19 protein-coding genes are annotated in these 24859 nt (G+C 36.1%); all 19 read left to right on the top strand.

Annotated elements, in window-relative coordinates:
* Positions 1 to 39 precede the first annotated feature (39 nt).
* Positions 40 to 747, top strand: a complete 708-nt coding sequence (gene gldF, locus H4O20_RS01205) for a gliding motility-associated ABC transporter permease subunit GldF (protein ID WP_185098025.1) — start codon at positions 40 to 42, stop codon at positions 745 to 747.
* The gene (gene gldG, locus H4O20_RS01200; protein WP_185098024.1) at positions 747 to 2438 is read left to right on the top strand and encodes a gliding motility-associated ABC transporter substrate-binding protein GldG; all 1692 of its coding nucleotides are present in this window, start codon (positions 747 to 749) and stop codon (positions 2436 to 2438) included. The genes gldF and gldG overlap by 1 nt, the downstream gene beginning before the upstream one ends.
* A gap of 251 nt (positions 2439 to 2689) precedes the next feature.
* Positions 2690 to 3808, top strand: coding sequence for a DNA polymerase III subunit beta (gene dnaN, locus H4O20_RS01195; RefSeq protein WP_185098023.1), 1119 nt, complete (start codon positions 2690 to 2692; stop codon positions 3806 to 3808).
* Positions 3809 to 4034: 226 nt separating this feature from the next.
* The gene (mnmE, locus tag H4O20_RS01190; protein WP_185098022.1) at positions 4035 to 5450 is read left to right on the top strand and encodes a tRNA uridine-5-carboxymethylaminomethyl(34) synthesis GTPase MnmE; all 1416 of its coding nucleotides are present in this window, start codon (positions 4035 to 4037) and stop codon (positions 5448 to 5450) included.
* A 219-nt stretch (positions 5451 to 5669) separates the two neighbouring features.
* The gene (locus tag H4O20_RS01185) at positions 5670 to 6041 is read left to right on the top strand and encodes a helix-turn-helix domain-containing protein (RefSeq protein WP_185098021.1); all 372 of its coding nucleotides are present in this window, start codon (positions 5670 to 5672) and stop codon (positions 6039 to 6041) included.
* A 4-nt stretch (positions 6042 to 6045) separates the two neighbouring features.
* Positions 6046 to 7143, top strand: a complete 1098-nt coding sequence (locus tag H4O20_RS01180) for a site-specific integrase (RefSeq protein WP_185098020.1) — start codon at positions 6046 to 6048, stop codon at positions 7141 to 7143.
* Positions 7140 to 8081: a DUF6617 family protein gene (locus tag H4O20_RS01175; protein WP_185098019.1), complete on the top strand. Its 942-nt coding sequence runs from the start codon at positions 7140 to 7142 to the stop codon at positions 8079 to 8081. Before H4O20_RS01180 ends, H4O20_RS01175 begins: the two co-directional genes overlap by 4 nt.
* Before the next feature lie 167 nt (positions 8082 to 8248).
* A complete protein-coding gene (locus H4O20_RS01170; protein ID WP_185098018.1) occupies positions 8249 to 8548 on the top strand; it encodes a helix-turn-helix domain-containing protein in 300 nt (99 codons plus the stop codon).
* Positions 8545 to 8841 carry a helix-turn-helix domain-containing protein gene (locus H4O20_RS01165; protein ID WP_185098017.1) on the top strand — a complete coding sequence of 99 codons (297 nt, stop codon included), beginning with the start codon at positions 8545 to 8547 and terminating at the stop codon, positions 8839 to 8841. The genes H4O20_RS01170 and H4O20_RS01165 overlap by 4 nt, the downstream gene beginning before the upstream one ends.
* Positions 8828 to 9736, top strand: coding sequence for a BT4734/BF3469 family protein (locus H4O20_RS01160; RefSeq protein WP_185098016.1), 909 nt, complete (start codon positions 8828 to 8830; stop codon positions 9734 to 9736). The genes H4O20_RS01165 and H4O20_RS01160 overlap by 14 nt, the downstream gene beginning before the upstream one ends.
* A complete protein-coding gene (locus tag H4O20_RS01155; protein WP_185098015.1) occupies positions 9733 to 11469 on the top strand; it encodes a DUF3987 domain-containing protein in 1737 nt (578 codons plus the stop codon). The genes H4O20_RS01160 and H4O20_RS01155 overlap by 4 nt, the downstream gene beginning before the upstream one ends.
* A 366-nt stretch (positions 11470 to 11835) precedes the next feature.
* Positions 11836 to 12141, top strand: coding sequence for a helix-turn-helix domain-containing protein (locus H4O20_RS01150; RefSeq protein WP_185098014.1), 306 nt, complete (start codon positions 11836 to 11838; stop codon positions 12139 to 12141).
* Positions 12138 to 15029: an N-6 DNA methylase gene (locus H4O20_RS01145; RefSeq protein ID WP_185098013.1), complete on the top strand. Its 2892-nt coding sequence runs from the start codon at positions 12138 to 12140 to the stop codon at positions 15027 to 15029. Before H4O20_RS01150 ends, H4O20_RS01145 begins: the two co-directional genes overlap by 4 nt.
* Before the next feature lies 1 nt (position 15030).
* Positions 15031 to 16332 carry a restriction endonuclease subunit S gene (locus H4O20_RS01140; RefSeq protein ID WP_185098012.1) on the top strand — a complete coding sequence of 434 codons (1302 nt, stop codon included), beginning with the start codon at positions 15031 to 15033 and terminating at the stop codon, positions 16330 to 16332.
* Entirely contained in the window at positions 16329 to 17789 is a 1461-nt protein-coding gene (locus H4O20_RS01135; protein ID WP_185098011.1) for an ATP-binding protein, read from the top strand. Before H4O20_RS01140 ends, H4O20_RS01135 begins: the two co-directional genes overlap by 4 nt.
* Before the next feature lie 198 nt (positions 17790 to 17987).
* Positions 17988 to 21173 carry a type I restriction endonuclease subunit R gene (locus H4O20_RS01130; protein WP_185098010.1) on the top strand — a complete coding sequence of 1062 codons (3186 nt, stop codon included), beginning with the start codon at positions 17988 to 17990 and terminating at the stop codon, positions 21171 to 21173.
* Positions 21173 to 21847, top strand: a complete 675-nt coding sequence (locus tag H4O20_RS01125) for a M48 family metallopeptidase (RefSeq protein ID WP_185098009.1) — start codon at positions 21173 to 21175, stop codon at positions 21845 to 21847. Before H4O20_RS01130 ends, H4O20_RS01125 begins: the two co-directional genes overlap by 1 nt.
* A gap of 131 nt (positions 21848 to 21978) precedes the next feature.
* Complete coding sequence (locus H4O20_RS01120) at positions 21979 to 24090, top strand: Piwi domain-containing protein (protein WP_185098008.1); 2112 nt, start codon at positions 21979 to 21981, stop codon at positions 24088 to 24090.
* Positions 24091 to 24117: 27 nt separating this feature from the next.
* A complete protein-coding gene (locus tag H4O20_RS01115) occupies positions 24118 to 24747 on the top strand; it encodes a hypothetical protein (protein WP_185098007.1) in 630 nt (209 codons plus the stop codon).
* Positions 24748 to 24859 lie beyond the last annotated feature (112 nt).

Here is a 24859-nt window from a genome sequence, read left to right as displayed (position 1 = left end):
GAAAAATTAAAAACCTTGGCGAGAATTCGTCTTTAGATAATGATACCAATCATAAAACGCGAAATAAATTCATTCTTTTCTAGTACCATTGGGTATTTGGTGATTGCCATTTTCTTGGTGATTAACAGCTTATTTTTATGGGTTTTTAGCGGGAATTTTAATATTCTAGATTCAGGCTTTGCAGATCTTTCTCCGTTTTTCGAGCTTGCACCTTGGGTGTTACTTTTCTTAATTCCCGCAGTGTGTATGCGTGCTTTTAGCGATGAAATGAAAATGGGGACACTCGAACTTTTACTTACCAAACCAATTTCACTTTTACAAATAGTATTAGGGAAGTATTTTGGAGCCGTTATACTTATTTTTATCGCACTAATTCCAACAATATTATACGTATTTGCAATTTCCGAACTGGGAAATCCTCCTGGAAATTGGGATATGGGTAGCACCCTTGGGTCTTATCTTGGACTTTTATTTTTAGTGTTCGCTTATACTGCTATAGGTGTATTTTCATCAACGCTTTCACAAAATCAAATTGTGGCTTTTATAATTGCTGTTTTTTTATGTTTCACACTTTATTATGGGTTTGAAGGTTTCTCTACCACAACTTTTAATATTTCTCAATTAGGAATGAAAGCACATTTTGACAGCGTAGCACGAGGCGTCTTAGACACACGAGATTTAATATATTTCTTGAGTGTTACAGTGTTTTTTATTGCTTTAACAGTTTTAAAATTGAAGAAACAATAATGAAGACATCTACAAAAAATACTATCGTTTCCTTAGCGCTTTTAATTGCAGGAGTTGTACTTGTAAATATTCTAGGAGGTTATGTTTACAAACGTTTTGACCTTACTCAAGACAAGCGTTTTACTTTAGCTGAAGAAACTAAAGAAATCATCGACCAAGTAGAATCTCCATTAATAATCGATGTTTTTCTAAAAGGAAATTTTCCTCCAGAATTTAGACGTTTACAGTTAGAAACCGAGCAACTTTTAGACGAATTTAAAGCTTATAACCCCAATATTAAGTTTGAATTTATAAACCCAAATGAAGATGGAAATGAAGAGTTTCAACTTCAATTTGAAAAGTTTGGTTTAACGGCTGCTCAAGTTTCGGTAACAGAAAGCGGGAAACAAAGCACAGAACTTGTTTATCCATGGGCATTAGCGCATCACAACGGGAAATCGGTTAAAATTGGTTTGTTAAAAAATCAACTAGGAGCTACTTCAGAGGAAAGAGTAAATAGTTCCTTACAAAACCTTCAGTATGCTTTTGTAGACGGTTTTAAAAAATTAGCTCAAGATAAGTCTAAAAAAGTAGCTGTACTTAAGGGTAACGGACAATATGACGACCGCTACATTGCAGACTTCTTTTCAACTTTAAGAGATTATTACTTTATAGCTCCTTTCACATTAGATTCTGTTGCTACCAATCCGGAGAAGACTTTAAAAGCATTAAACAACTTCGATTTGATTATTTCAGCACAACCTGCAGAGCCATTTACCGATGGTGAAAAATACATTTTGGACCAATACACAATGAATGGCGGGAAGTCTATTTGGTTAATGGATGCCACTCAAATGCACAGAGATACGATTTCGGGAAATAACTTCGCTTTTGGAAGGGATTTAAACCTAAACGATTTCTTTTTTAGTTACGGGATTCGTGTAAATCCAAACCTAGTAAAAGATGTTTATTCGGCTCCTATTGTTTTGGCTAGTGGTGAAGAACGCGAATCGCAATTCAATAGGTATCCTTGGTTTTTTAGTCCGTTGACAAGTAGTGCAAACAATCATCCTATTGTAACCAATATTGAAGCTGTAAAATTTGATTTTGCGAGTGCTATAGACACGCTTCCAAACTCAATTAAAAAAACCGTTTTACTTTCTACTTCACCTATATCAAAAACTGTAGGACTCCCCTTCCCTATTGATTTTGACGTTGAAATTCCTAAGAACCTTCAAATAATTAATGAGGGACCAAATATGCAAGAATACAATGGCGGAGAAATTCCTTTGGCTGTCTTGTTGGAAGGAAATTTCAATTCGGTATATAAAAACCGAGTGAAGCCAATAAAACTTTCCGGCATTAAAAATATAGACGACGGCAAGCCATCAAAAATGGTGGTAATTAGCGATGGTGACATCATTAAAAACCAAATGCAAGGCAATCGTCCTTTGGAATTAGGCTTTGATAAAATGACGAGTTCTTTCTACGGAAATAAAGAATTTTTGCTGAATACCGTCAATTACCTTCTTGACGACAACGGACTTATAAACATTCGAACAAGGCAAATTGCGGTTCCTTTTCTAGACCCTCAAAAAGTTAGTGAACAGCGTGGGAAGTGGCAAACCCTTAACTTATTGTTACCGTTGGCCTTACTCGGTCTTTTTGGAATTGCATTCCACTACTTCCGCAAACGTCATTACACTTGCTAAATGTTGATAAGTTTGTTTTAACAAACACTTCAATTGAAATATATTTGTGGTTCGACAGGCTCAGCAACCTTAATTGTTTTGGAATAAAAAAATTTAAGAGATTTAAGTCGAGCTCTGTAGAAATGCTCTTTAACTAGAATGAATAGGTTGTAAAAATAATGAGCTTTACAAGCTCAACACCCCTTCGTTTTTGTTGTTTGTTATTTTACTGAAGAGTATTATTAAAAATTATTTCATAAAAAACACATATAATGAAATTCATCGTATCGAGTTCGTATTTATTAAAACAACTGCAAGTTTTAGGCGGAATTATCAATAGCAACAACACTTTGCCCATTTTAGATAATTTCCTTTTCGATCTAGACAACAAGAGCCTTACCGTTTCTGCATCAGATTTAGAAACTACAGTATCTTCAAAGCTAGAAGTTGAAAGCACAGAAAAAGGAATGGTTTGTATTCCTGCAAGACTGTTATTAGATACTTTAAAAACATTTCCAGAGCAGCCGTTAACGTTTACTGTTGAAGACAACAACACTATTGAAATCAGCTCAAATCACGGTAAATATGCTGTGGCTTACGTAAGTGGTGAGGAATTTCCAAATGCAGTAGAGTTAAAAGATCCTTCTTCTACAGTAATACAAGGAGATGTATTAGCTACTGCAATTAGCAAAACCATTTTTGCTTCAGGAAATGATGATCTTCGTCCAGTAATGAGCGGTGTTTTCTTTCAGTTTTCAACAGAGAATTTAGTTTTTGTAGCAACAGATGCTCACAAACTAGTAAAATACACTCGTGACGATATAAGCGCCTCGCAAACTGCCGAGTTCATTATGCCTAAGAAACCTCTGAACCTTATTAAAAGCATACTTGCAGGTAGTGAGGAAGATGTTATTATTGAGTACAACGAAAGCAACGCTAAGTTTATATTCGAAAACATCGAAATGGTATGTCGTTTAATCGACGGGAAATATCCAAATTACGAAGCGGTAATTCCAAAAGAGAATCCAAACAAACTGGTAATTGATAGAAATCAATTTCTGAATTCAGTTCGAAGAGTTTCTATTTTCTCAAGTAAAACAACCCACCAGATTCGTTTAAAAATTGCGGGTGCAGAGTTGAATATTTCAGCTGAAGATATCGATTACAGCAATAAAGCAGAAGAGCGTTTAACTTGTGATTACCAAGGAGACGATATGCAAATTGGGTTTAACAGTCGTTTCTTAACAGAAATGCTAAACAACCTAACTAGCGACGAAGTTTCTTTAGCAATGAGCCTTCCTAACCGCGCAGGAATCCTTACTCCTGTTGATGGATTGGACGAAGGTGAAACAGTTACTATGCTTGTAATGCCGGTTATGTTGAATAACTAGAGGCTAGAGGCTAGAGGCTAGAGGCTAGAGGCTAGAGGCTAGAGGCTAGAGGCTAGAGTAAAATTAAAAAATGTCTACCGGTTTGGTGGGCATTTTTTGTTTATCTACTTTTTTACTTACAATCATTTGATAAGCATACTGAAAATTGAATTCGGATAATTTATAAGCTTAATTCAACACCACTTAAGATTGAAGTTTTATCAAACTATATCTTACCTTTGCCTCAATGACACACACAGATACTATTGTTGCAATGGCAACTCCGGCTGGTGCGGGAGCAATTGCTGTTTTAAGGCTTTCAGGACCTGAGGCTATTCCTATAGCTTCATCAATTTTTACATCAGTTTCGGGTAAGTCGCTAGCAGAACAGAAAACGCATACTGTACACTTAGGGCATATTAAGGATGGTGAAAAAATTATAGACGAAGTTCTAGTTTCAATTTTTAAAAACCCAAATAGTTATACAGGAGAAGATGTGATTGAAATATCTTGTCATGGGAGTAATTACATCCAGCAGGAAATTATTCAACTATGTCTTCGTAAAGGATGTCGAATGGCTCAGGCTGGGGAATTTACCTTAAGAGCATTTCTCCACGGAAAAATGGATTTAAGTCAAGCCGAAGCCGTTGCCGACCTTATTGCGAGTGATAGTGCTGCTAGTCATCAACTAGCAATACAGCAAATGCGTGGCGGTTTCTCTTCTGAAATTAATCGACTTCGAGAAGAGCTTCTAAATTTTGCGTCCTTAATTGAATTAGAATTAGATTTTGCTGAAGAAGATGTAGAGTTCGCAAATCGTGAGGACTTCCAAAAGCTTATTTCTAAAATTACTCACGTTCTTAAACGACTTATAGATTCGTTTGCCACAGGAAATGTACTTAAAAATGGTATTCCTGTTGCGATTGTTGGTGAACCTAATGTTGGGAAATCAACTTTATTGAATGCATTACTAAACGAAGAAAGAGCCATCGTTAGCGACATTGCAGGTACTACCCGCGACACTATTGAAGACGAAATTGTAATTGGAGGTATAGGTTTCCGATTTATTGATACTGCAGGAATACGTGAAACAACTGATACAATTGAAGGCTTAGGAATTCAAAAAACCTTTCAGAAAATTGAACAAGCGCAGGTAGTTATCTATTTATTCGATTCGGAAAAGTTTAATTCTGAAGTTTCGGGACAAGAATCAAAATTCAAAGTTGAAATAGAAACCATCAAAAATAAATACCCTCAGAAAAACTTAATAATTGTAGCCAATAAAGTCGATAAACTTTCTGAAGAGGAAAGACAAAAACTAAAGGTTACACTGAGCGAAATTGACAACTCTTCCGCTTTATTACTTTCAGCAAAATCAAATCTTGGGCTTGAAAAACTTCAAAACAAACTATTAGATTTTGTAAACACTGGCGCCTTACGTAATAACGAAACAATTGTTACAAACAGCCGTCATTACGATTCGATGCTAAAAGCTTTAGAGGAAATAATTAAAGTACAACAAGGTATCGACAACAACCTGAGTGGAGATTTATTAGCTATTGATATACGTCAGGCCTTGTATTACTTTGGTGAAATCACCGGGGAAATTTCCAACGACGAGCTCCTAGGTAATATTTTTGCTAATTTTTGTATCGGGAAGTAACCCACCTTCATTTCCTTAGCCATTCCTTGTTAATCAAAGCATTACAAGAAATCTTCTTTCCTTTTTTTGTTGCCTTATTGCCTTTTTTGACTTATATTTGTTGTGTATTTGTTGCCTAACATAGGAATTTGTTGCCCAATTCCAGTCTTAGGAAACAAGGCGAAAGGATGCCCCATATTGCCCCACGAAGCTCCACGTCGCTCCATAATGCACCATCTTATGAGTACAAATCTCCACATACCAAAAAATTGTCAGTACTGCGGTAATCTTTTCACTGCAAGAACTACAACAACCCGTTACTGCTCTCACAAATGCAACAGTAGACATTACAAACAGATTAAGAGAGAAGAAAAGGTTATGAGTGCCCTTCAAGAAACAACCAAGCAACAAACCAAGCAGCAATCCACAAGCTTACCTACAAAAACTTTATCAAATAAAGACTTCCTAAGCATCACCGATGCTTCCAAACTTATTGGAGTAAGTAGATGGACCATCCAGAGAATGATCAAACGAGGCCAGCTTAAAGCTGTCCCTTTTGGAAGAAAGCACATTCTTGCACGCCATCAAATAGAAAACCTTTTTAATCAATAGCATTATGAAAGTAACTTTAAGAGAACGCAAGAAAAACGGCAAAATAAGTTTCTATTTAGATTATTACACAAAAGGAAAGCGTAAAACTGAATCTCTCGGTTTACAACTTATTCTCGATCCCAAGACAAAGGCAGAAAGAAACCTCAACAAGAAAACTCGGGAACTGGCTCAATCTATTTGGGCAAAGCGTCAATTGGAAATCCAACAAAACCATTACGGATTTAGTGACATAGAAAAATTGAAAGGAAGCTTCACAAATTATGTCACCGCCTTAGCCGAAAGGAAAAACACAAGCTCAGGAAATTATGGAAATTGGAATAGTATGCTCAAGCACTTTAATAACTACCGTCCTACCGATATCAGTTTTGAGGATATCGATAAGAGTTTTGTAGAAGGCTTTAAAGATTACCTAGACACAAAAGCCATCGGGCAAGCATCAAAACAATTATCTCAAAACTCCAAATACTCTTATTTCGGAAAATTTACAGCAGCTTTAAAACAAGCAGTAGCAGATGGTATATTAAAATCCAATCCTGCAAACGGAGTACCGCATTTCAAACAAGGAGAACCTCAGCGCGAATTCCTAACCCTAGAAGAACTGCAAGCCACCGTAAAAGTAGAATGTGAAATCCCTCAACTCAAAACAGCCTTTATCTTTTCCTGTCTTACTGGGTTAAGATGGTCCGATATTGATAAACTATTATGGTCAGAAGTCCAGCATTCAAATGATATGGGTTATTATATCCGATTCAGACAAAAGAAAACAAAAGGAGCCGAAACACTTCCCATATCAGATCAAGCCTTCAGCTTGCTCGGGGAGCGCCAGGATAACGATGAAAGAGTATTCAAGGGATTAAAGTATTCAGCCTGGCATAATCTTAAACTGCAACAGTGGATGATGAAAGCCGGTATTTCAAAAACCATTACCTTTCATTGCGCTAGGCACACCTATGCAACCTTACAACTCACAGCAGGAACAGATATTTACACAGTATCAAAACTCCTCGGCCATAGAGAGCTTAAAACCACTCAGATTTATGCCAAGGTCATAGATGCCAAGAAAAAGGAAGCCGCTAACAAAATACAACTGGATCTAGAATGAAAAAGAATATATTTTCAAGTGTAATTTCCATTACCAATGGCTTACATCGCGACAATAGAACCGAAAGGGATTTTCAAATTTTGTTATCAAAATTGAAATTAGCCCCCATAGCATCCAATGCAGTCTTTAAGGTGAATTCCAAAAAACCTTTAAACAGTAAAAAAGAATATTATCAAAAACTCATTTTCAATGAATCTGAGAGCACTTTGGTCGATTTCGCCAGCCACTTTCCAGAGAATGCCACAACCCCTGAAAACAAGTTTTGTTACGCTACTCTTCACAATAAACTTGATAAGCACGCAAAGGACATATCTCAGTACATTGTCCAAAGAGAAATACCCGAAGATTTAAATGATGACACCAACTATATCATTAATTACCTAAAAGTATCGATCATCCGATTATATGCCGAATTGCAGGAACAATACGGACAGTTTTCAAATTCAACCTTATATACAATTCCTGAAATAGCTGAAAAGTATTTCAACGACTCCAATTTCAATACCGACTTTATACAAAAGATTGATGCCCCAAAGAAAGTCTCGGTAAAAGACACTTCAAAAAATAACCGCAAACCAAAAACCTCATTTGGTTTTAGAGGAAAAGATGAATCTGATCTTTTTAAAATACTGGAAAAGCTTCAACTAAAAATAGATCTATTAGAAAACAGGACCTCTACTAAGCAATTATTGCAAATTCTAACAACTGATGATTTTACGGCCTTAGATTTCAATATTTATTTTGAGGCAAATACAACAGCTATTAGATACCTCTTCGATAAACTTAAACCCCAATTTGCGAACTTAAAATTATCAGAAATTGAAAGGTCAAATAAGTTTTATACAAAAAATGATTTCCAATTAACTGCCCAAAATTTATCTTCAAGCAAGCAGTATTTATTTAAAGAAAAGGAAACCATTGATAATATTTTCAAGTAAATGCAATAAAAAACATTGAGAACACTGAGAAATCTCAATGTTGTCTTTATCCTATCTAAAAATCTCCACTTTTTAAAATCCAACATTCTAAACCTTTGTCCTGTTCTTGAAACCCAAGAATGACAATTGGCCAATTGTCCATTTATCTATTCCAAAATATAATAGCAATGGACGAAATTTTAAAAAGACTCGAAATAATCGAAAAGCACGTATTAGATAGGAACATTATCCTGAAGAATGTGCTAAACCTAAATGAAGCCTGTAAGTACCTGGAACTATCCCAATCCCACTTGTACAAACTCACAAGTACCGGATCAATTCCACACTACAAGCCGAACGGAAAAAAGCTCTATTTCAATCGTGAGGAGCTAGACCAATGGTTAATGCGAAATCGCAATACCACTCAGGAAGAGATCGAACAGCAAGCTGCCGATTACCTAATCAAAAAAGGAAGGGTAAAGCTATGACAGATCTAATCCCAATGCTCCTTGCGCTCTCACAACAAATCAAGGAGATAAAGATGATGGTCCAACTCCTGAGACAATCCAGAGCTTTTGTCTTAAATGATTCCTGGTTGGACAATCAAGAAGTGTTGCAGCTACTTCACATTAGTCTGCGAACCCTGCAAACACTTAGATCAAACGGAACCTTGCCTTACAGTAAGATTAGAGGTAAATTTTATTACAAGGTTTCCGATATCGAGCAATTGCTTCAAGAAAACTACTACAACCATAATTTCAAACAAGATGGAAATAAGTAGGCAAGCAATACTAGATAAAACACATTACGGCCTAAAGATTTACGCCTATGTGTTGAGACAGTATTATCCTGAAACAACAGTCCTTTCCGTAAAAGGAAGGGACTGCGGGATAACAAGAAACCCCTTCAATGGAGGCAAAGAAACCTTGCGTATCCATATTGATGGTGTAATGGCAACTCACAAAGACGTTGAATTAGAAACCTTTCAAGGCGACGCATTCGACTTTGCTCAATATCATTTCAGAATAACCGATGAAGCAGATTTATTACAGAAAATAAACCAAGCCATCCATCTAAATCTAGAAGTAAAGCAAACTGATGAATTGGAATGGCTAAATGATCCTGACGATACCTGGTACGCCCGCTGCAGCTTTTACAAAGCTCCAATTCGCAATGTATTTCCTTCGGAAACCTTACGGTTACACCAAATATTTGATCTAATCACAAGTGATAAATACAAAAGGATAACAGATGATTTAAGAACCATTTCCGATGCAAAAGAAGCAAGTAAATTCAAGGCGAATCGTTTTGATTACGCCACCTTTTCTGGTGTATTTGAAAAACGAAACGACAAAGATTTAAAAGAACATTCCAATCTTTTAACCATTGACTTCGATCACTTAGAAAACTTGCAAGAGCTAAAGGAACAGCTTTTGAATGATGAATATTTCGAAACCGAAATGTTGTTCATCTCTCCATCTGGCAATGGCATAAAATGGATTATCAGAATTGATATTTCAGAAATATCGCATAGCGAGTATTTCACAGCAGTAGCCAATTACATAAAGAAAACGTATAACATTGAAGTTGACCAATCAGGGAAGGACAAATCCAGAGCTTGTTTCCTACCCTACGATCCCCTGGCCTTTCTTCATAAAAGACACAGAGCATTATGACAAAACATTTTAATCCCAAAGATTGGTTAGAGGCTCCCCCGGAGCAACCAAAACCCAAAGTTAGCAAGGCAACAACCAAGGTTGTTGCTATTGCTAATAATGAAATAGAATCGTTTATCACCGCAATCGAGCAAGCAGGAGTTGACATCACTGGCAATTACGCCACGTGGCGCGATCTAGGCTTCGCCCTATCGGATGAATATGGGGAATCAGGAAGAGATTATTTCCACCGAATAAGCAAAAACTATATCGGCTACGACTCCAAAGAATGTGACCATCAATTTGACAAATGCTTAAACGCCAAAGGACACGGAATTACCATCGCCACCTTCTATCATCACGCCCATCAAGCCGGAGTAAAACCTAAAAAATCAGAAATAAGAATCCGCGAAAATTCCAATCTCCAGGAACCGGAAGCAATGCCTACTTTCCCCGAAAGTGTTTACAACACCTTGCCTGAGTTTTTTCAACAAGTTGTAAAACCTTCCACAAGCCCCGAGGAAAAAGACATTTTATTATTGGGAGCCCTAACCTCCTTTAGCGCCTGTTTCACAAATTTATTTGGAGTGTACGATCAGCGAAAAGTGTACAGCAACCTTTATCTCTTTGTAACCGCACCTGCTTCCGCAGGTAAAGGACGATTAAATCAAATAAAAGCAATCGTCAACCCTGTTCACAAAGTAATGCGCGAACAAGCCAAAGTTTTAAAGCAGCAATTTCAGGTAGAAACGGCCGCGTACAATATGAATAAAGGAAAAGATGAAAGTCAAGAAAAACCAAGCCGACCTCCAGAAAGAATGCTATTCATCCCTGCTAACAATAGCGTTACTGGAGTCTATCAATTAATATCAGACAATGATGGAAGAGGCTTGATTTTCGAAACCGAAGGCGATACCCTGGCCCAAGCTTTTAAAAGTGATTATGGGAACTACAGCGACGGTTTCCGAAAAGCCTTCCATCACGAAACAATAAGCTATTACCGAAGAACAGACAGAGAATATGTAGATATCGAAAGACCCTGTTTATCCACCGTTCTATCTGGCACCCCCAAGCAGGTTGCAACTCTAATTCCGAATGCCGAAAACGGCCTTTTCAGTCGCTTTATGTTCTATTATATGAACATTAAACCCGAATGGAAAAATGTATTCCTTTCAAACCAGAACATCGGACTTGATGAATATTATGCCCAACTCGGAACCGAATTTCTAGAATTCTATAAAACCCTAAAAAACAATGCTGAAATTGAAATTCAACTTTCAGAGTCACAGCAACAACAGTTCAACCTTTTCTTTGAATCCCTTCAGACCAAATACATTAGCCTGCAACCCGAAGAATACATCGCAACCATTAGGCGCTTAGGATTAATCGCTTTCCGATTAATGATGCTCTTTACCGCGTTTCGTATTATGGAAGATGGCGACGTAAACAGCATAAAATTATGTGAGGACGAAGATTTCAAAAATGCAATAACCATTGTTTCTATTCTGGTAAAACATAGCAGCAAAGTATTCAACGATCTCCCCATAGAACATTCGGCCCCAAAACGCCTAAACCGAAAAGAACGTTTCCTCGAAAGCTTACCCAAACAATTCTCCAGGCAAGACTACCTAGATATCGCCGACACCTGCAACATCCCTCATAAAACTGCCGAAGGCTATATCACAAAGTTTATAGAAGCAAATTTAATCCACAGAGAAGCTCACAACACCTACACAAATCCCACAAAACCCTAATTAAGGATTTAAGGATTTGAGGATTTCATCATATTTTGTCAGGTTATAACCTTACTTACCAATCCTAATTTTGATACTACAACATTAACTATAATAGCTCATCACCATTAAATGCTAATCTTACTGCCAACTGCTACTGAATACTGAACACTCCCCTTTTTCCCCATTTCCTCAAAATCCCCCATATCCTCACTTCCTATAACAGAAAAAAGAGTAAAAATTCAAAATATTTCCCCCTTTTACGGTTTCCCGCAAGTATGTTAATAAAAGTTAAAATACCTTTATAACTTTTCATTGCTTTTGCTTGGTTCTTTACTGCCATTCCTTAAATTAGACAAAAATTGACAAGTCAAAATATGAAAGATTATGAAACTCGGCAATCGCATTAAAGAGCTTAGAGAAAGTCAAGGATTGCTCCAACGACATCTCTCCGCTGATCTAGAAATCGACACTCCAATGTTTAGCAAGATTGAACGTGGAGAGCGTAAAGCCAAACGAGAACAGGTGCTAAAATTAGCAGAGTTATTAAAAGCCGATAAAAAAGAATTATTGGCCTTGTGGTTGGGTGACCAAATAATGGAGATTATTACAGATGAAGAACAAGCTTTGCAAGCTTTAAAAATGGCAGAAAATCAAATCGAATATCTAAATAAGAACAAGAATATTAAATGAAAACCGACAAAATAAAATTATCCCAGTTAGAAAGCTTCTTAATGAAAGCAGCGGATATATTAAGAGGTAAAATGGATGCCTCAGAATACAAAGAGTTCATCTTTGGAATGCTTTTCCTAAAAAGAATGTCTGATGTATTCGACCAGAAAAGAGAACATTTTAAAAAGAATGATTACAAACATTTGGATCCAGTAACTTTAGCTGAGGTACTTGAAGATAAAGTAACCTATGGAGAAACCTTTTTTGTTCCTCAACGTGCTAGGTGGAATGAAGGCTTTATAGATGAAAATGGAGTGCAGCAACCCGAAATTAAACACCTTCAGCACAACATAGGGCAAATGCTAAACAAAGCCTTAGATGCTCTTGAGGAAGCAAACCCCGAAACCCTTTCAGGAATTTTCAAAGGTCGAATCAATTTTAATAAAGAAGTGGACGGAAAGCAAATTGTAAAAAATGCCGACCTCAAAAAAATGATTGACCACTTCAACGAGTTCCCAAAACTGGTTAATGAAAATTTTGAGTTTCCTGATTTATTGGGTGCAGCTTATGAGTATCTTCTAAAACACTTTGCGGACGAAAGCGGTAAAAAAGGCGGTCAATTTTATACACCTAATCTAGTCGTTCGATTATTAGTGCAATTGATGAAACCAGAGGCAGGTATGTCCATTTACGATCCAACAGTGGGTTCAGGAGGTATGCTCATACAATCACATCAATACATCGAAGAACAAGGTCAAAATGCCAACGATATAGAGTTGTTCGGTCAAGAAAGTGACCCAACTGTTGTTGCCATTTGCAAAATGAATATCATTTTGCATAATATCAACAAATACACGATTGAGTATGGGGATACTTTAGACGAACCTTTAAACGAAAAAGACGGTCAAATTATTCAGTTTGACAGGGTAATTGCCAATCCCCCCTTCTCCCAAAACTACAACAAAGCCACAATGCAATATCAATCTCGCTTTAGCTATGGTTTCGCTCCCGAAACAGGAAAGAAAGGCGATTTAATGTTCGTGCAACATATGCTTGCCAGTTGTAAAAAGACCGGAAAAGTTGTTGTGGTTATGCCTCACGGTGTATTGTTTAGAGGTGGTAAGGAAAAAGAAATTCGTGAAAATATGCTTAAAGCAGACGTTTTGGAAGGTATCATCAGTTTACCCCCTCAACTATTTTACGGTACTGGAATTCCTGCTTGTATTATGGTGTTTAATAAGAGCAAACCAGATACGCTAAAAAACAAAGTGTTTATTATCAATGCCGATAAAGACTATGCGGAGGGTAAAAAACAAAATACGCTAAGACCTGAGGACGTAGAAAAGATTGATTACGTATTTTCAAATAAAATTGAAGAAGCCAAATACTCTAAATTAGTAGATTTAGAGACCATTGAACAAAATGATTACACGCTTAACATTAGAAGATACGTGGACAACACACCGCCTCCAGAACCCGAAGATGTCAAAGCACATTTAATTGGAGGCGTACCCATTTCTGAAATTGAAAACATTCAAAATACGCTTTCACCCAAATTTGAGTTTGATGGCTATCAGCTATTCCAAGATAAAAACGATATCTATAAAGATTTTAAAATAGAAAATAAATCTGACATAAAACAAACGGTAGAAGACGATAAAAACGTCATTACAACCCTTACTCAATTAGGGATCCATTTAGCAGATTGGTGGCACGAAGCAAAGGATGAATTTTCAACATTAGCTCCAAAAAATGATGATCCTGTTCCGGATGATTTAGCTTCTGATCATATGAGTATATATCTCCGAATGGGTGGAAATATCTTCCCTAAAGTTCGTAAAGAGTTACTCAGTTCAATGAAAGAGAAATTCGTGCCTGTTGGAGTATTGGATAAGTTTCAAGTAGCAGGTGTTTTTGTGAATTGGTGGGATAATATTAAGTACGACCTCAAAACCATTATGCAAAATGGTTGGGATGCAGGTCTTATTCCTGATGAATACCTCATTGAAGAATTTTTCAAAACTGAGAAAGCAGAAATTGAACAAATTGAAATTGAGCAAGCCGACTTTGAATCGCAATTGGAAGAAGCAGTTGAAGAAGCGTTGAATTTAGTAGAGTTTGAACAAGACGAAGAAGAAGGTGAAGTAAAACAAACACCAACTTTAGCCAAAAGCGAATTGAAATTGCAAATTGATTACTTCCTTACGGAGAAAAACAAACCTGAGGAAGCCAAACCCTACCAAGAACAAGACGCCAAAATTAAAGACCTTGAAAAATCCATTAAGAATTGTAAAGCATTGCACAATGAAAAACAGATAGAACTGGATTTAAAAATTGAATTAAAACGCTACGGCAGTGAGGACATAAAAGCCGAAAGTAAAGGATTATTAGTAGCTGCAAAAAAGGAAGTTGAAAAATTAGATTCTGATATCGAAAGTTTAATCAACGACTTTAAGGCCGAGTTGAAAAACACTGCTGATTATGACAACATTAAAAAGTCTGTTACAGCATTCGAAAAAGAACTAAAAAAATCAAAAGATAGACCAGAGACCTTGCAATTGGTTTTAGAGGTTAAAAAACAATTCAAAGAAATTACCAAAACCTACAATGCTCGCATAAAAGACATCGGTATTTTACAAGCGAAATTAGATAGTTTGGATTCTCTTTTAAAAGAAATTGGAGGAATGATTACCACAGAAGAAAGCCAAAAGCTGATTCTTAAAAAGCACTTCGATATTATCAACGATCAACTGCAACGCTACCTTAATGCAGAAAAAAGAGCTTTGGTAAATGCCTTTGAAAACCTTTTTGATAAATACTACACCTCTGCCCAAGCCATTGAACTTAAACGTGAGAAAACGATGACAGAACTCAACGATTTTCTAACCCAATTAAACTATCTCAACTAATATGGAAGAAAATCAAGTATATATTCCTGAGGGTTGGCATTTAAAACAAGTTCAAGAGTTTGCTTTAAAAATGCGCTCCGGTGGAACACCTAAAAGCGATAATCCAAAATTTTATAATGGCGAAATTCCTTTTGTGGCAATTGATGATTTGACTTCTGTAAACAAATATTTAGAAAAAACACAAAAGCATATCACCAAACAAGGATTAAATAATTCTGCAGCTTGGTTAGTTCCTGTAAATACAATAATGTATTCAATTTATGCAACTCTTGGTGTTCCAAGAATTAACTTGATTGAAGCAGCAACAAACCAAGCTATATTAAATATTATACCTGATGAACGTAAAATAACTCTTGAATTTCTATTTTATCTATTACTCGAAAAACGGAGTTCGATTTTAGCCCATTCAGCCCATACAACACAGAGTAATCTTAATGCTAAAATTGTAAAAGAATTAGAGTTTGTTTTTCCTGTAAACCCAACCGAACAAATCAAAATCGCTACCATCCTCTCCAAAGTAGATGAAGCAATTACCCAAACGGAGCAACTCATAGCCAAATACACCCGCATAAAAACGGGTTTAATGCAAGATTTGCTCACCAAAGGCATAGATGAAAACGGCAATATCCGTAGCGAAGAAACCCACGAATTTAAAGATAGTCCTTTGGGTAGGATTCCTAAGGAGTGGGAAGTTAAAAAAATGGGAGATTTAATTTCAGCAATTGACCCACAACCTGATCATAGAACACCAGCCGCAGTTACTGACGGCGTTCCTTATGTAGGCATAAGTGATGTTTTAGAAAATGGAGAAATTGATATAAAATCTTGTAGAAAGGTAGGTTTTAATGTGCTTGAAAAACAACAGAGGCTTTTTAAAGTTGATTCAGGTGATTTAATATTTGGTAAAATAGGTACAATTGGTAAGCCCAAAGTCTTACCTACTTTTTCAAATCATCATTTTACACTTAGTGCAAATATCATTTTAATTAAACCACACGAATGCCCTGATTTTATTTATTGGAGTTTGATTTCAAAGTATGTTGAAGACCAAGTAAATCTTGCAATACATTCAACATCCCAACCTGCATTTGGTATGCAGAAAATTAGAGATTTAGACATACTTACACCTTTACCCGAAGAAAGAGATAGAATTACTTCAAATTTGGATAAACTCAAAAAAGTTGTCCTTTCGGAAAAAATAAAGCTCTCCAAACTCCAATCACTCAAAACAGGCTTAATGCAGGATTTATTAAGTGGTAAGGTAAGAGTAAACCACCTTATTAAAGAAACAGTAAGTATATGAAAAACTGGATAAACAAAGCCATAGCATACTTAGATAAATCATTGGGGAAAGTTCCTACAGAACTCAATGAAATAGATTGGAAGGCAGATTTGTCTCCCAAAAACGATAAGTTATGTCAGCATATTTCGGCTTTTGCCAATATGCCTGGTGGAGGTTTCTTAGTGTTCGGTATCGACAACAAAACTGCCAATATTGTTGGGGTAGATAAACCCAAAGCAGATAATATAGTTGAACGTTTAGCTTCACTTTGCAGAGACGGTTTAAATCCTTTAGTTAAGATAGACCATAGCATAGAAACCTTTAGAGGCGAAGAATTACTTTTTATTTACATTCAGGAAAGTGCGATTAAACCCGTGCATCTTGTTCATAAAACCATCGAAGATAGTTTTATCCGGAGTGGTGGCACTACCCGAAAAGCATCAAGACAAGAGGTAGGTGCTTTAATGCTCAATAGTAAATCTCCTACTTGGGAAGAGTTGCACGCTTCTAAATTATTAACCGAATTGGAAGTCATTACCCTTTTAGAGTATGATAAAATATTAGAACTTCTAGGAAAACCGATTCCATCTAAAATAGAAGAGATAATGCAATGGATGGTGGATGAAAAAATGTTGGTTGATGTAGATGGCAAAGGCTTTTATATTACCAATTTTGGCGCAATTGCCGCAGCCAAAGACCTCAATAAATTTGATGGCTTAGCTCGTAAAACTGTTCGCCTTATCAAATACGAAGGAAAAAACAAAGCTGGTGCAAGTAAGGAATATCCAGGCAGAAAAGGCTATGCCGTAGGCTTTGAGGCTCTAATTACTTTTGTTCAAGGATTATTACAGGACAGCGAAATCATTAAAAACGCCTTAAGGGTGGAAACATCAATTTATCCGGAACAAGCATTACGAGAGCTAATTGCCAATATATTAATTCATCAAGATTTTAATATTAGAGGCACAGGACCTATGATTGAAATTTTTGAAGACAGAATTGTTTTTAGTAATCCGGGTAAGTTATTGCCTTCTAAAAAAATAGACAGACTTATACGTACAACCCCCGAATCGCGAAACGAAATTTTAGCTTCTGCATTTAGGAGATACAACATTTGTGAAGAACGAGGCTCAGGCTTTGAAAAAGCTGTTATTGCCATTGAGCTATATGGACTACCTCCATTAAAATTTGAAGAACTTGAAAACTCCTTCAAAGTAACAATGTATGCGCCTAAAAAATATGCAGAAATGACACTGGATGAACGTATAGAAGCTTCTTATCAACATAGTATCATTGAATATTATGGCAATGGTGGTTTTAACAACACCTCTTTAAGAAAAAGATTTGGAATGCACGATAAACAAACTTCGCAAATATCACTACTCATAAAAGAGGCTATCGATGCAGGGAGAATTAAACCCAAAGACCCAGATAATGTATCTAAGAAATTTAGTTTATATGTGCCTTATTGGGCTTAAACCTTTATTTAATTAGAAAATGGAAAACAAATATAACATACTGATTTACAATACTTTTTTATTTAACTGGAAAACGGAACTACTATTTTCTTTATTTAATTCAAAAACAGAAACCTCACGCAAACGCTTGATTGACAAGGGGTTCTTATTTAACTGGAAAACGGAAATGCTGTTTTCTAACAACTTTACTACTCTAAAATGATACTAACCAACGACAATAAATACAGAGGTAACTTAGGTACTAACTTAAAGTTAGATGAATACAGCCACGTAGAAAAGCCCTTTTTAGAACAATTGGCAGGTTTAGGTTGGGATGTATTGGAATTACAAATGCAACAACAGCCACAACAAAGTTTTAGAACAACTTTTTCAGAAGTGGTTTTAAAACCTAAACTAAGGGAAGCCTTAGTTAAGATAAACCCATTCCTTACAGATGCTCAAGTAGATGAATTAGAGCGTAAAATAACAACATTTCAAAAAAACAGTCTGTTAGAGAATAACCAACAAGTATTGCATTACTTGTTAGAGAACACCACAGTTTCTAAAAATGAGCAAACTGGTGAACTAAGCCCAACAGTGCGCTTTATAGATTTCGAAAATTTAGAAAACAATAATTTTACCGCTATTTCTCAATTTAAGGTAGTGGTAACTGGAACAGACCACCATATCATTCCGGATATGGTTTTATTTGTAAATGGCTTGCCACTTGTTGTGGTGGAAGCAAAATCATCAAAAGTAAAGGAACCGATCCCTGAAGCCATAGATCAATTGATGCGGTACTCTGAGCAAAGAGGAGATACTGGAGAAGGTAACAAAGAACTCTTTTACTACAACCAGATTTTAATAACCACTTGCCGTACAGAAGCAAAATTCGGCACGATTACTACCAAAATAGAAAAACACTTTTACAGGTGGACAGATCCGTATCCAAAAACCTTGAACGATTTAGCACACGGCAAATCATCACCCAACGATCAACAACGTTTGGTGGCAGGAATGTTGGACCGAAGAAACTTATTAGACATTGTAAGAGTGTTTACCGTTTTCGCAGTAAATGATAAAGGGCAGAAAATAAAAATGGTGGGCAGATATCAGCAGTTTAGAGCCGTAAAAATTGCTACCCAAAGATTAATTGAAGGAAAAAGCCCTATTGAAAGAGGTGGTATTATTTGGCACACACAAGGTTCGGGTAAATCATTGACTATGATGTTTATGGTTCGTGAAATGAAGCTTAAACCCGAATTAATGTCGTGGAAAATCATTTTTGTAACCGACAGAACACAATTAGAAGAACAATTGTCAGAAACTGGACAAAGCATTGGTTTTGCGATAAAATCTGCCAACTTTATCAATCCCAAAAATCCTCCCAACGGTCAAAGTTTAAAAGAGTTATTGAGCAATGATAATTCTGATTTGGTAATGGCGATGATTCATAAGTTTCAAGAGAATGGAGATTTAACAGGATTAGAGATATTCCCTGAATTGAATAAAAGTAGCAACATCTTAGTAATGACAGATGAAGCGCACAGGTCACAATATTCGCTTTTAGCAGCCAACTTGGACCGTGCTATGCCCAATGCTACTTCCATAGGTTTTACGGGTACACCAACCAGTAAAACAGAAAAAAAGTACAAAGATTACATTGACAAATACACGATGCGCCAGGCCATAGATGATGGCGTTACCTTGGAAATAGTGTATGAAGGTTTTACCCACAATGCAGAAGTGGAAGACAAAAAAGGAATGGATGATAAATTTGCTGATGTATTTAGTGATTATCAACTTACCGAACGCTTACAGATTTTAGGCTATGGCTCTCGTGATGCATACTTAGATAGTATGAATACCATAATGGACAAAGCCAAAAGTATGGTCAACCATTATGTAGAACATATTTTTTCGGGAGGTTTTAAGGCGCAAATTGTTGCCAATTCGCGTATTGCTGCGGTACGCTATAAGGCAGCTGTCGATGAGGCATTAAAGAATAAAATTGCGGAATTATTGATTGATAATCCTATGTTAGTCGATATCGATACCTTGAAAATGTTAGAAGCTGCGGTAGTAATTTCAGGCAGTCATAATGATCCTTTAGAAATCAAAGCATACACCAATAGTGATTATCATAAGAAAAGTATCAAACGTTTTAAACTCCCATTTGATAAAACGGATGAAGAAGATAAAAGCTTAAATGGAAATGTGGGTATAATAGTCGTAAACAATATGTTGCTTACAGGTTTTGATGCACCCATAGAGCAAGTTATGTATTTAGACCGAGTTATTGTCGCCCATAATTTACTTCAAAGTATTGCTCGAGTAAACCGAGTTGGACCAGAAGGAAAAGACAAAGGTTTTGTCGTGGATTATGTAGGTGTTGGACATCATTTAAAACGTGCCTTAGATACTTATACAGAAAAAGAATTACAAGAAATCATAGATTGCCTATCAGATGATGATGCAGAACTAAATGCCTTAATAAAAGCGCATAGAGAAATTTGGAACTTCCTAAAAGTCTACGATTTGGAGGACTTATCGGATTCTGATGCCTTCTTCGATATCTTCTATGATGAAGACATTCGATTTGAATACATTAAACTATACAATACACTCACAAGTTGTTTTAATACCGTATTACCACGAAAGGAAGCTTTAGAGTTCTTCAATGACTGGAAAGCCTTTACGGAAATCAATGCATTAGCAAACAAACATTTTAGGGATGGTAGATTCAGTATGAAAGGTATTCCACCTAAATTAAGAGCTATTGCAGACGAATATTTAATTTCAAAAGGTATTGAACAAGAAATTGCCCCAATATCGATTATAGCTGACGACTTTTTTGAAAATGTAAAAACAAAAAAAAGAACTAAGACCAAAGCTGCGGAAGTAGAACACGCTATTCGCCACTTCATAGATATAAATATAGATGAGGATCCTGAATTGTTTGCCTCTTTTTCTCAGGCACTGGAAGAAATATTAAAGAATTTCAAAGGGAATTGGAAACTTATTTATGAAGAATTAGAAAAACTAAGAGAAAAAATCAAGAACAGAGAAAAAGAAGAAACGTATGGTTTAGACCGCAAAAAGCAAATGCCTTTCTTTCGCATTTTCAAAGCAGAATTATTTGATAATAGAGATCTGTCAGAAGATGAAATCGCTCGAAATGTTAACCTCACTCAGCATATTTTCAACTTGGTTGCAAACGAAATAAAACTTACTGGATTTTGGGATAGCACTCCAGCCCAATTAAAACTAAAAGCTGAATTGCAAAAGATGCTGCTTTCACCGGAATTTAAAGATTTACCAAATATTGTGATTAAACGGAATGAGTTGATTTCAAGAATAATGGAATTAGCCAAAACCAATCATTTTAGAATCATCAACGATTAATGAAATTAAAATATCAAATAAAATATTCTAATCGCAAAACCCTCAATATTTCAGTTGAAAGGGATAGGAGTATCATTGTTCGTGCCCCACATTATCTTACCGCAGAAAAAATTGATAAAATAGTTCAATCTAAAAGGCAATGGATTAAAGAAAAACTAAACCATACACAGAAATACCCTTTAATTGCTGAAAACAAAGAATTTGTGTCAGGTGAAACCTTAATGTACTTAGGTAAAAACTATCAGTTGCTCATTGTAGATGAAGAAATTGAAGGAATTGAATTTGACCAAAGATTTAAAATATCAAAGTCAAACCAACCAAAGGCAAACGAACTATTTAAAAAATGGTATTTAAGTCAGGCGTTAAAGAAGATAGAGCCACTGGCTAGGAAATACGCTAAAAATCTAGGAGTAGAGTACAATGAATTTAAAACATCGGAAATGAAATACAGATGGGGCTCCTGCACACCTGCCAATAACATCATATTCAATTGGCGTATTATTAAAGCACCAATGTATGTCTTAGAGTATTTGGTAGCTCACGAGTTAGTTCACTTAATCGAAAATAATCACACACCAAGATTTTGGAACATTCTGTCTATTCAAGTTCCAAATTATGAAAAAGCAAAGAATTGGTTAAAGAAAAATGGACAGTTATTGGAAGTAGACTTTTAAAAAATATGGTATTCAAAAATGAACTTTCCTAAAAACTTAAAATAAGAAATTACTTAACATCAAAAAATAAAACCATAAACCCATCTCCCCAAAAAAACCAAATATGTAAAACAACTAAAACCTCCTTAATTATGAAAGAACATCTAAAAGCCAACGTTCTCAACTTCAAATGGCCAAACATCGCACCCACCTTCTACCTCTCCTTAGAAGACATTGAAGGGAGTCATCCCATTCACAAATCGAAGTTCTCGAAACAAATTATTGAGGCATTTCCCGAAACCGATCTATCAAAAACAGATCATATTTTCACCACCTTTACCCTGCCCCTTCAAAATGAACCCACCATAAAAATAAGCACAAAGGACAGGAAAGAGTTACGCATCTACCAACAGTTCCTAAAGCACCAACTAAGAAATCACTTTTTAGACAAAGGCTATATTGTAGTCAATAACAAAATCATGAATATCCAAGTCTGGTTACCTTCCACAAAAGACAATACAGAACACTATAACCTATACTACAAATTCTCTTTCAAAATACAGTTTGCAAAACTTACCGATTTGCCCGAGCTCGTTATAGCTTATGACGGCAAATCAAAAGTTTTAACCAAGTCCGTTAAGGATATTGACGAAACAGAATTCATCAGGCAATGTGTTTACGGACAGAAAACCTTCAATTACCAAATGAATATTGATTCAGAGGAAAAAGAAGCGTTTTATAATAGCATTGAGTTTGATAAAACCTTCCCGCTATTCAACCTAAATCTCGCAAGAGCCTTAGATATCCCTATCCAAACTCCTGAAAGAGAACTCAACAAATATCAAACCTACGTAGGGCTCATCAATGCTTTTGCCACAAAGTATTTATTTACGGAAGACTTCAAAGCAATTTTTCCTTTCACAAAAGATGAATTCATCGATGTCCCTGGCAATCGCATCAATCACATCAACCCAGAGGTAGGTTTATTGGAATTTGGTAAAAATCAGAATGGCAATAAGAGCACCCACCTAGTGCCTAAAATGGCTATGAATATGTTTAAGCCATACAGACGGCCAAAAGCGCCAAATATTAAGTTCATCTTTATATATCACACAACCCATAAAGAAGCCATTAGAAGTTTTTATGACAATTTAAAATATGGTGTTACGGCAGAAAGAAAATATTTCAAGGGAATAGAAGACTACGTAAACATAACCGCAGCAACCGCCCCCGAGCATTTTATTGAGTTTACCGATGAAAGCAATCCCTTGCCACAAATCATTCAAAAGCTGGAAAAACTAAATTTTGACCACGAAAATGTCAAATATGCCGCTTTTTATTTAAGCCCCTTCGACAGACATACACCAGATCCCGAAGACCGCGAAGTCTATATTCAAATCAAAGAACTTTTCCTAAATGAAGCCATCGTTACCCAAGTAGTGGATTATAATAAAATGGTCGCAAATATAGAAAACCAATACAACTTTCAGTTTTCGCTTCAAAATATGGCACTGGCCATTCACGCCAAGCTAGGCGGCGCCCCGTGGAAATTAGCCGTAACCGATAAAAAGGAATTGGTAATTGGTGTAGGCGCCTATACCAACCAAGGAGAAAACCGACGATATGTAGCCAGCGCGTTCAGTTTTCAAAACAACGGCATCTTCAGAAACTTCGAATATTTCGCCCAAAACCAAACAGAAGAATTAGCAGGAAGCATCTGTAAAGCAATCCGGGACTTTACCTCTGTAGCGCAAGCCGATAAAGTCGTCATTCATTTTTACAAGGAAATGCGATATGAAGAATTAAAACCAATTCTAGAGGGAATGCACCAATTAAAGCTGAAAGTACCCTTATACATTTTAAACATAAATAAAACCGAAACCAGAGATCTAATAGCATACGACCTCAACTGGAATAAAAAACTGATGCCATTAAGTGGCACCTACATCCGGGTTGACCATAACGAGTTTTTGCTGTTCAACAATGCCCGATATCCAAATTCGAATAAATATTCAGACACAGAGGGCTACCCCTTCCCCATCAAAATAAAAATGAGCAGTCCCAACAAAGACGCCTTCGACGATGCCAATGTAGTGCTAGAGCTACTAACCCAAGTCTATCAATTCAGCCGACTATACTGGAAATCCCTCAGACAACAAAACGTCCCCATCACCATCAAATACCCCGAAATGGTAGCCCAAATAGCCCCCCGCTTCCAATCCACCATCCCCGATCACGCGAAGGACAAATTGTGGTTTTTGTAAATTAAAAAAAACATCAAATTGAAGATTATGAAAAAAATTCTATTTCTTTTAATTACAATAAGTTTTATTGGCTGTAAGGAAAAAGACCCTTTTAGCGCAATAAAATTTGGAAAATCAAACTACAGAACAACTATAGAAGATCTTTTAAAAAAAGGTTTGATTAGCAGGTCCAGCGAAGATTCCTCAACATTTTACTCCAAAATAAAAATTGACAATGCAGAGCTACCGATTATTTTGTATTTCAATTCAGATTTATACAAGTTTGGTTCTGTCAGGTCCATATATATGAATCTGGGAGGCGATACACTTATTGATTTTGCATTTAAAGATGATCTCTATGTGTCCCGAGGTGCAGGACCAAGATTGTATTCGGATGTTGAAAGTCTTTATGAAAAATACGAACAATGGTATGGCATTCCTGACTCAGTATTATTTGATTATCCTCCTAAAAAAATAAGTGCAGGATTATCTATAGGTGAATATTTGCGACAGTCATTTCAAGAGGCAAAAATTGATTCATCCGCAATACCTGGTAAAACAGTCTATTGGAAAACACCGGAATATAATATAAAGTTTTATTCCCCGATTCCCTATCCAGAAACCAAAAAAGATTCCCTTCTTTACGTAAAGTCCCCATCCATAGAATATACAACTTAAGTTTGATTTTTACTAAATAAGTTAATTTTAAGTATTAATCAGAAAGAACAAAAGAGCGGAGTAAGGTTACTATATACGGTGAAGCTTTAGACTTCGACAACATTGATAATCC

It is taken from the genome of Aequorivita sp. 609 (assembly GCF_014212065.1).
GTDB classification, from domain to species: Bacteria; Bacteroidota; Bacteroidia; order Flavobacteriales; family Flavobacteriaceae; genus Aequorivita; species Aequorivita sinensis.
The sequence above is the reverse complement of the archived record's forward strand: the minus strand, read 5'-3'. Positions and strand labels throughout refer to the sequence as shown.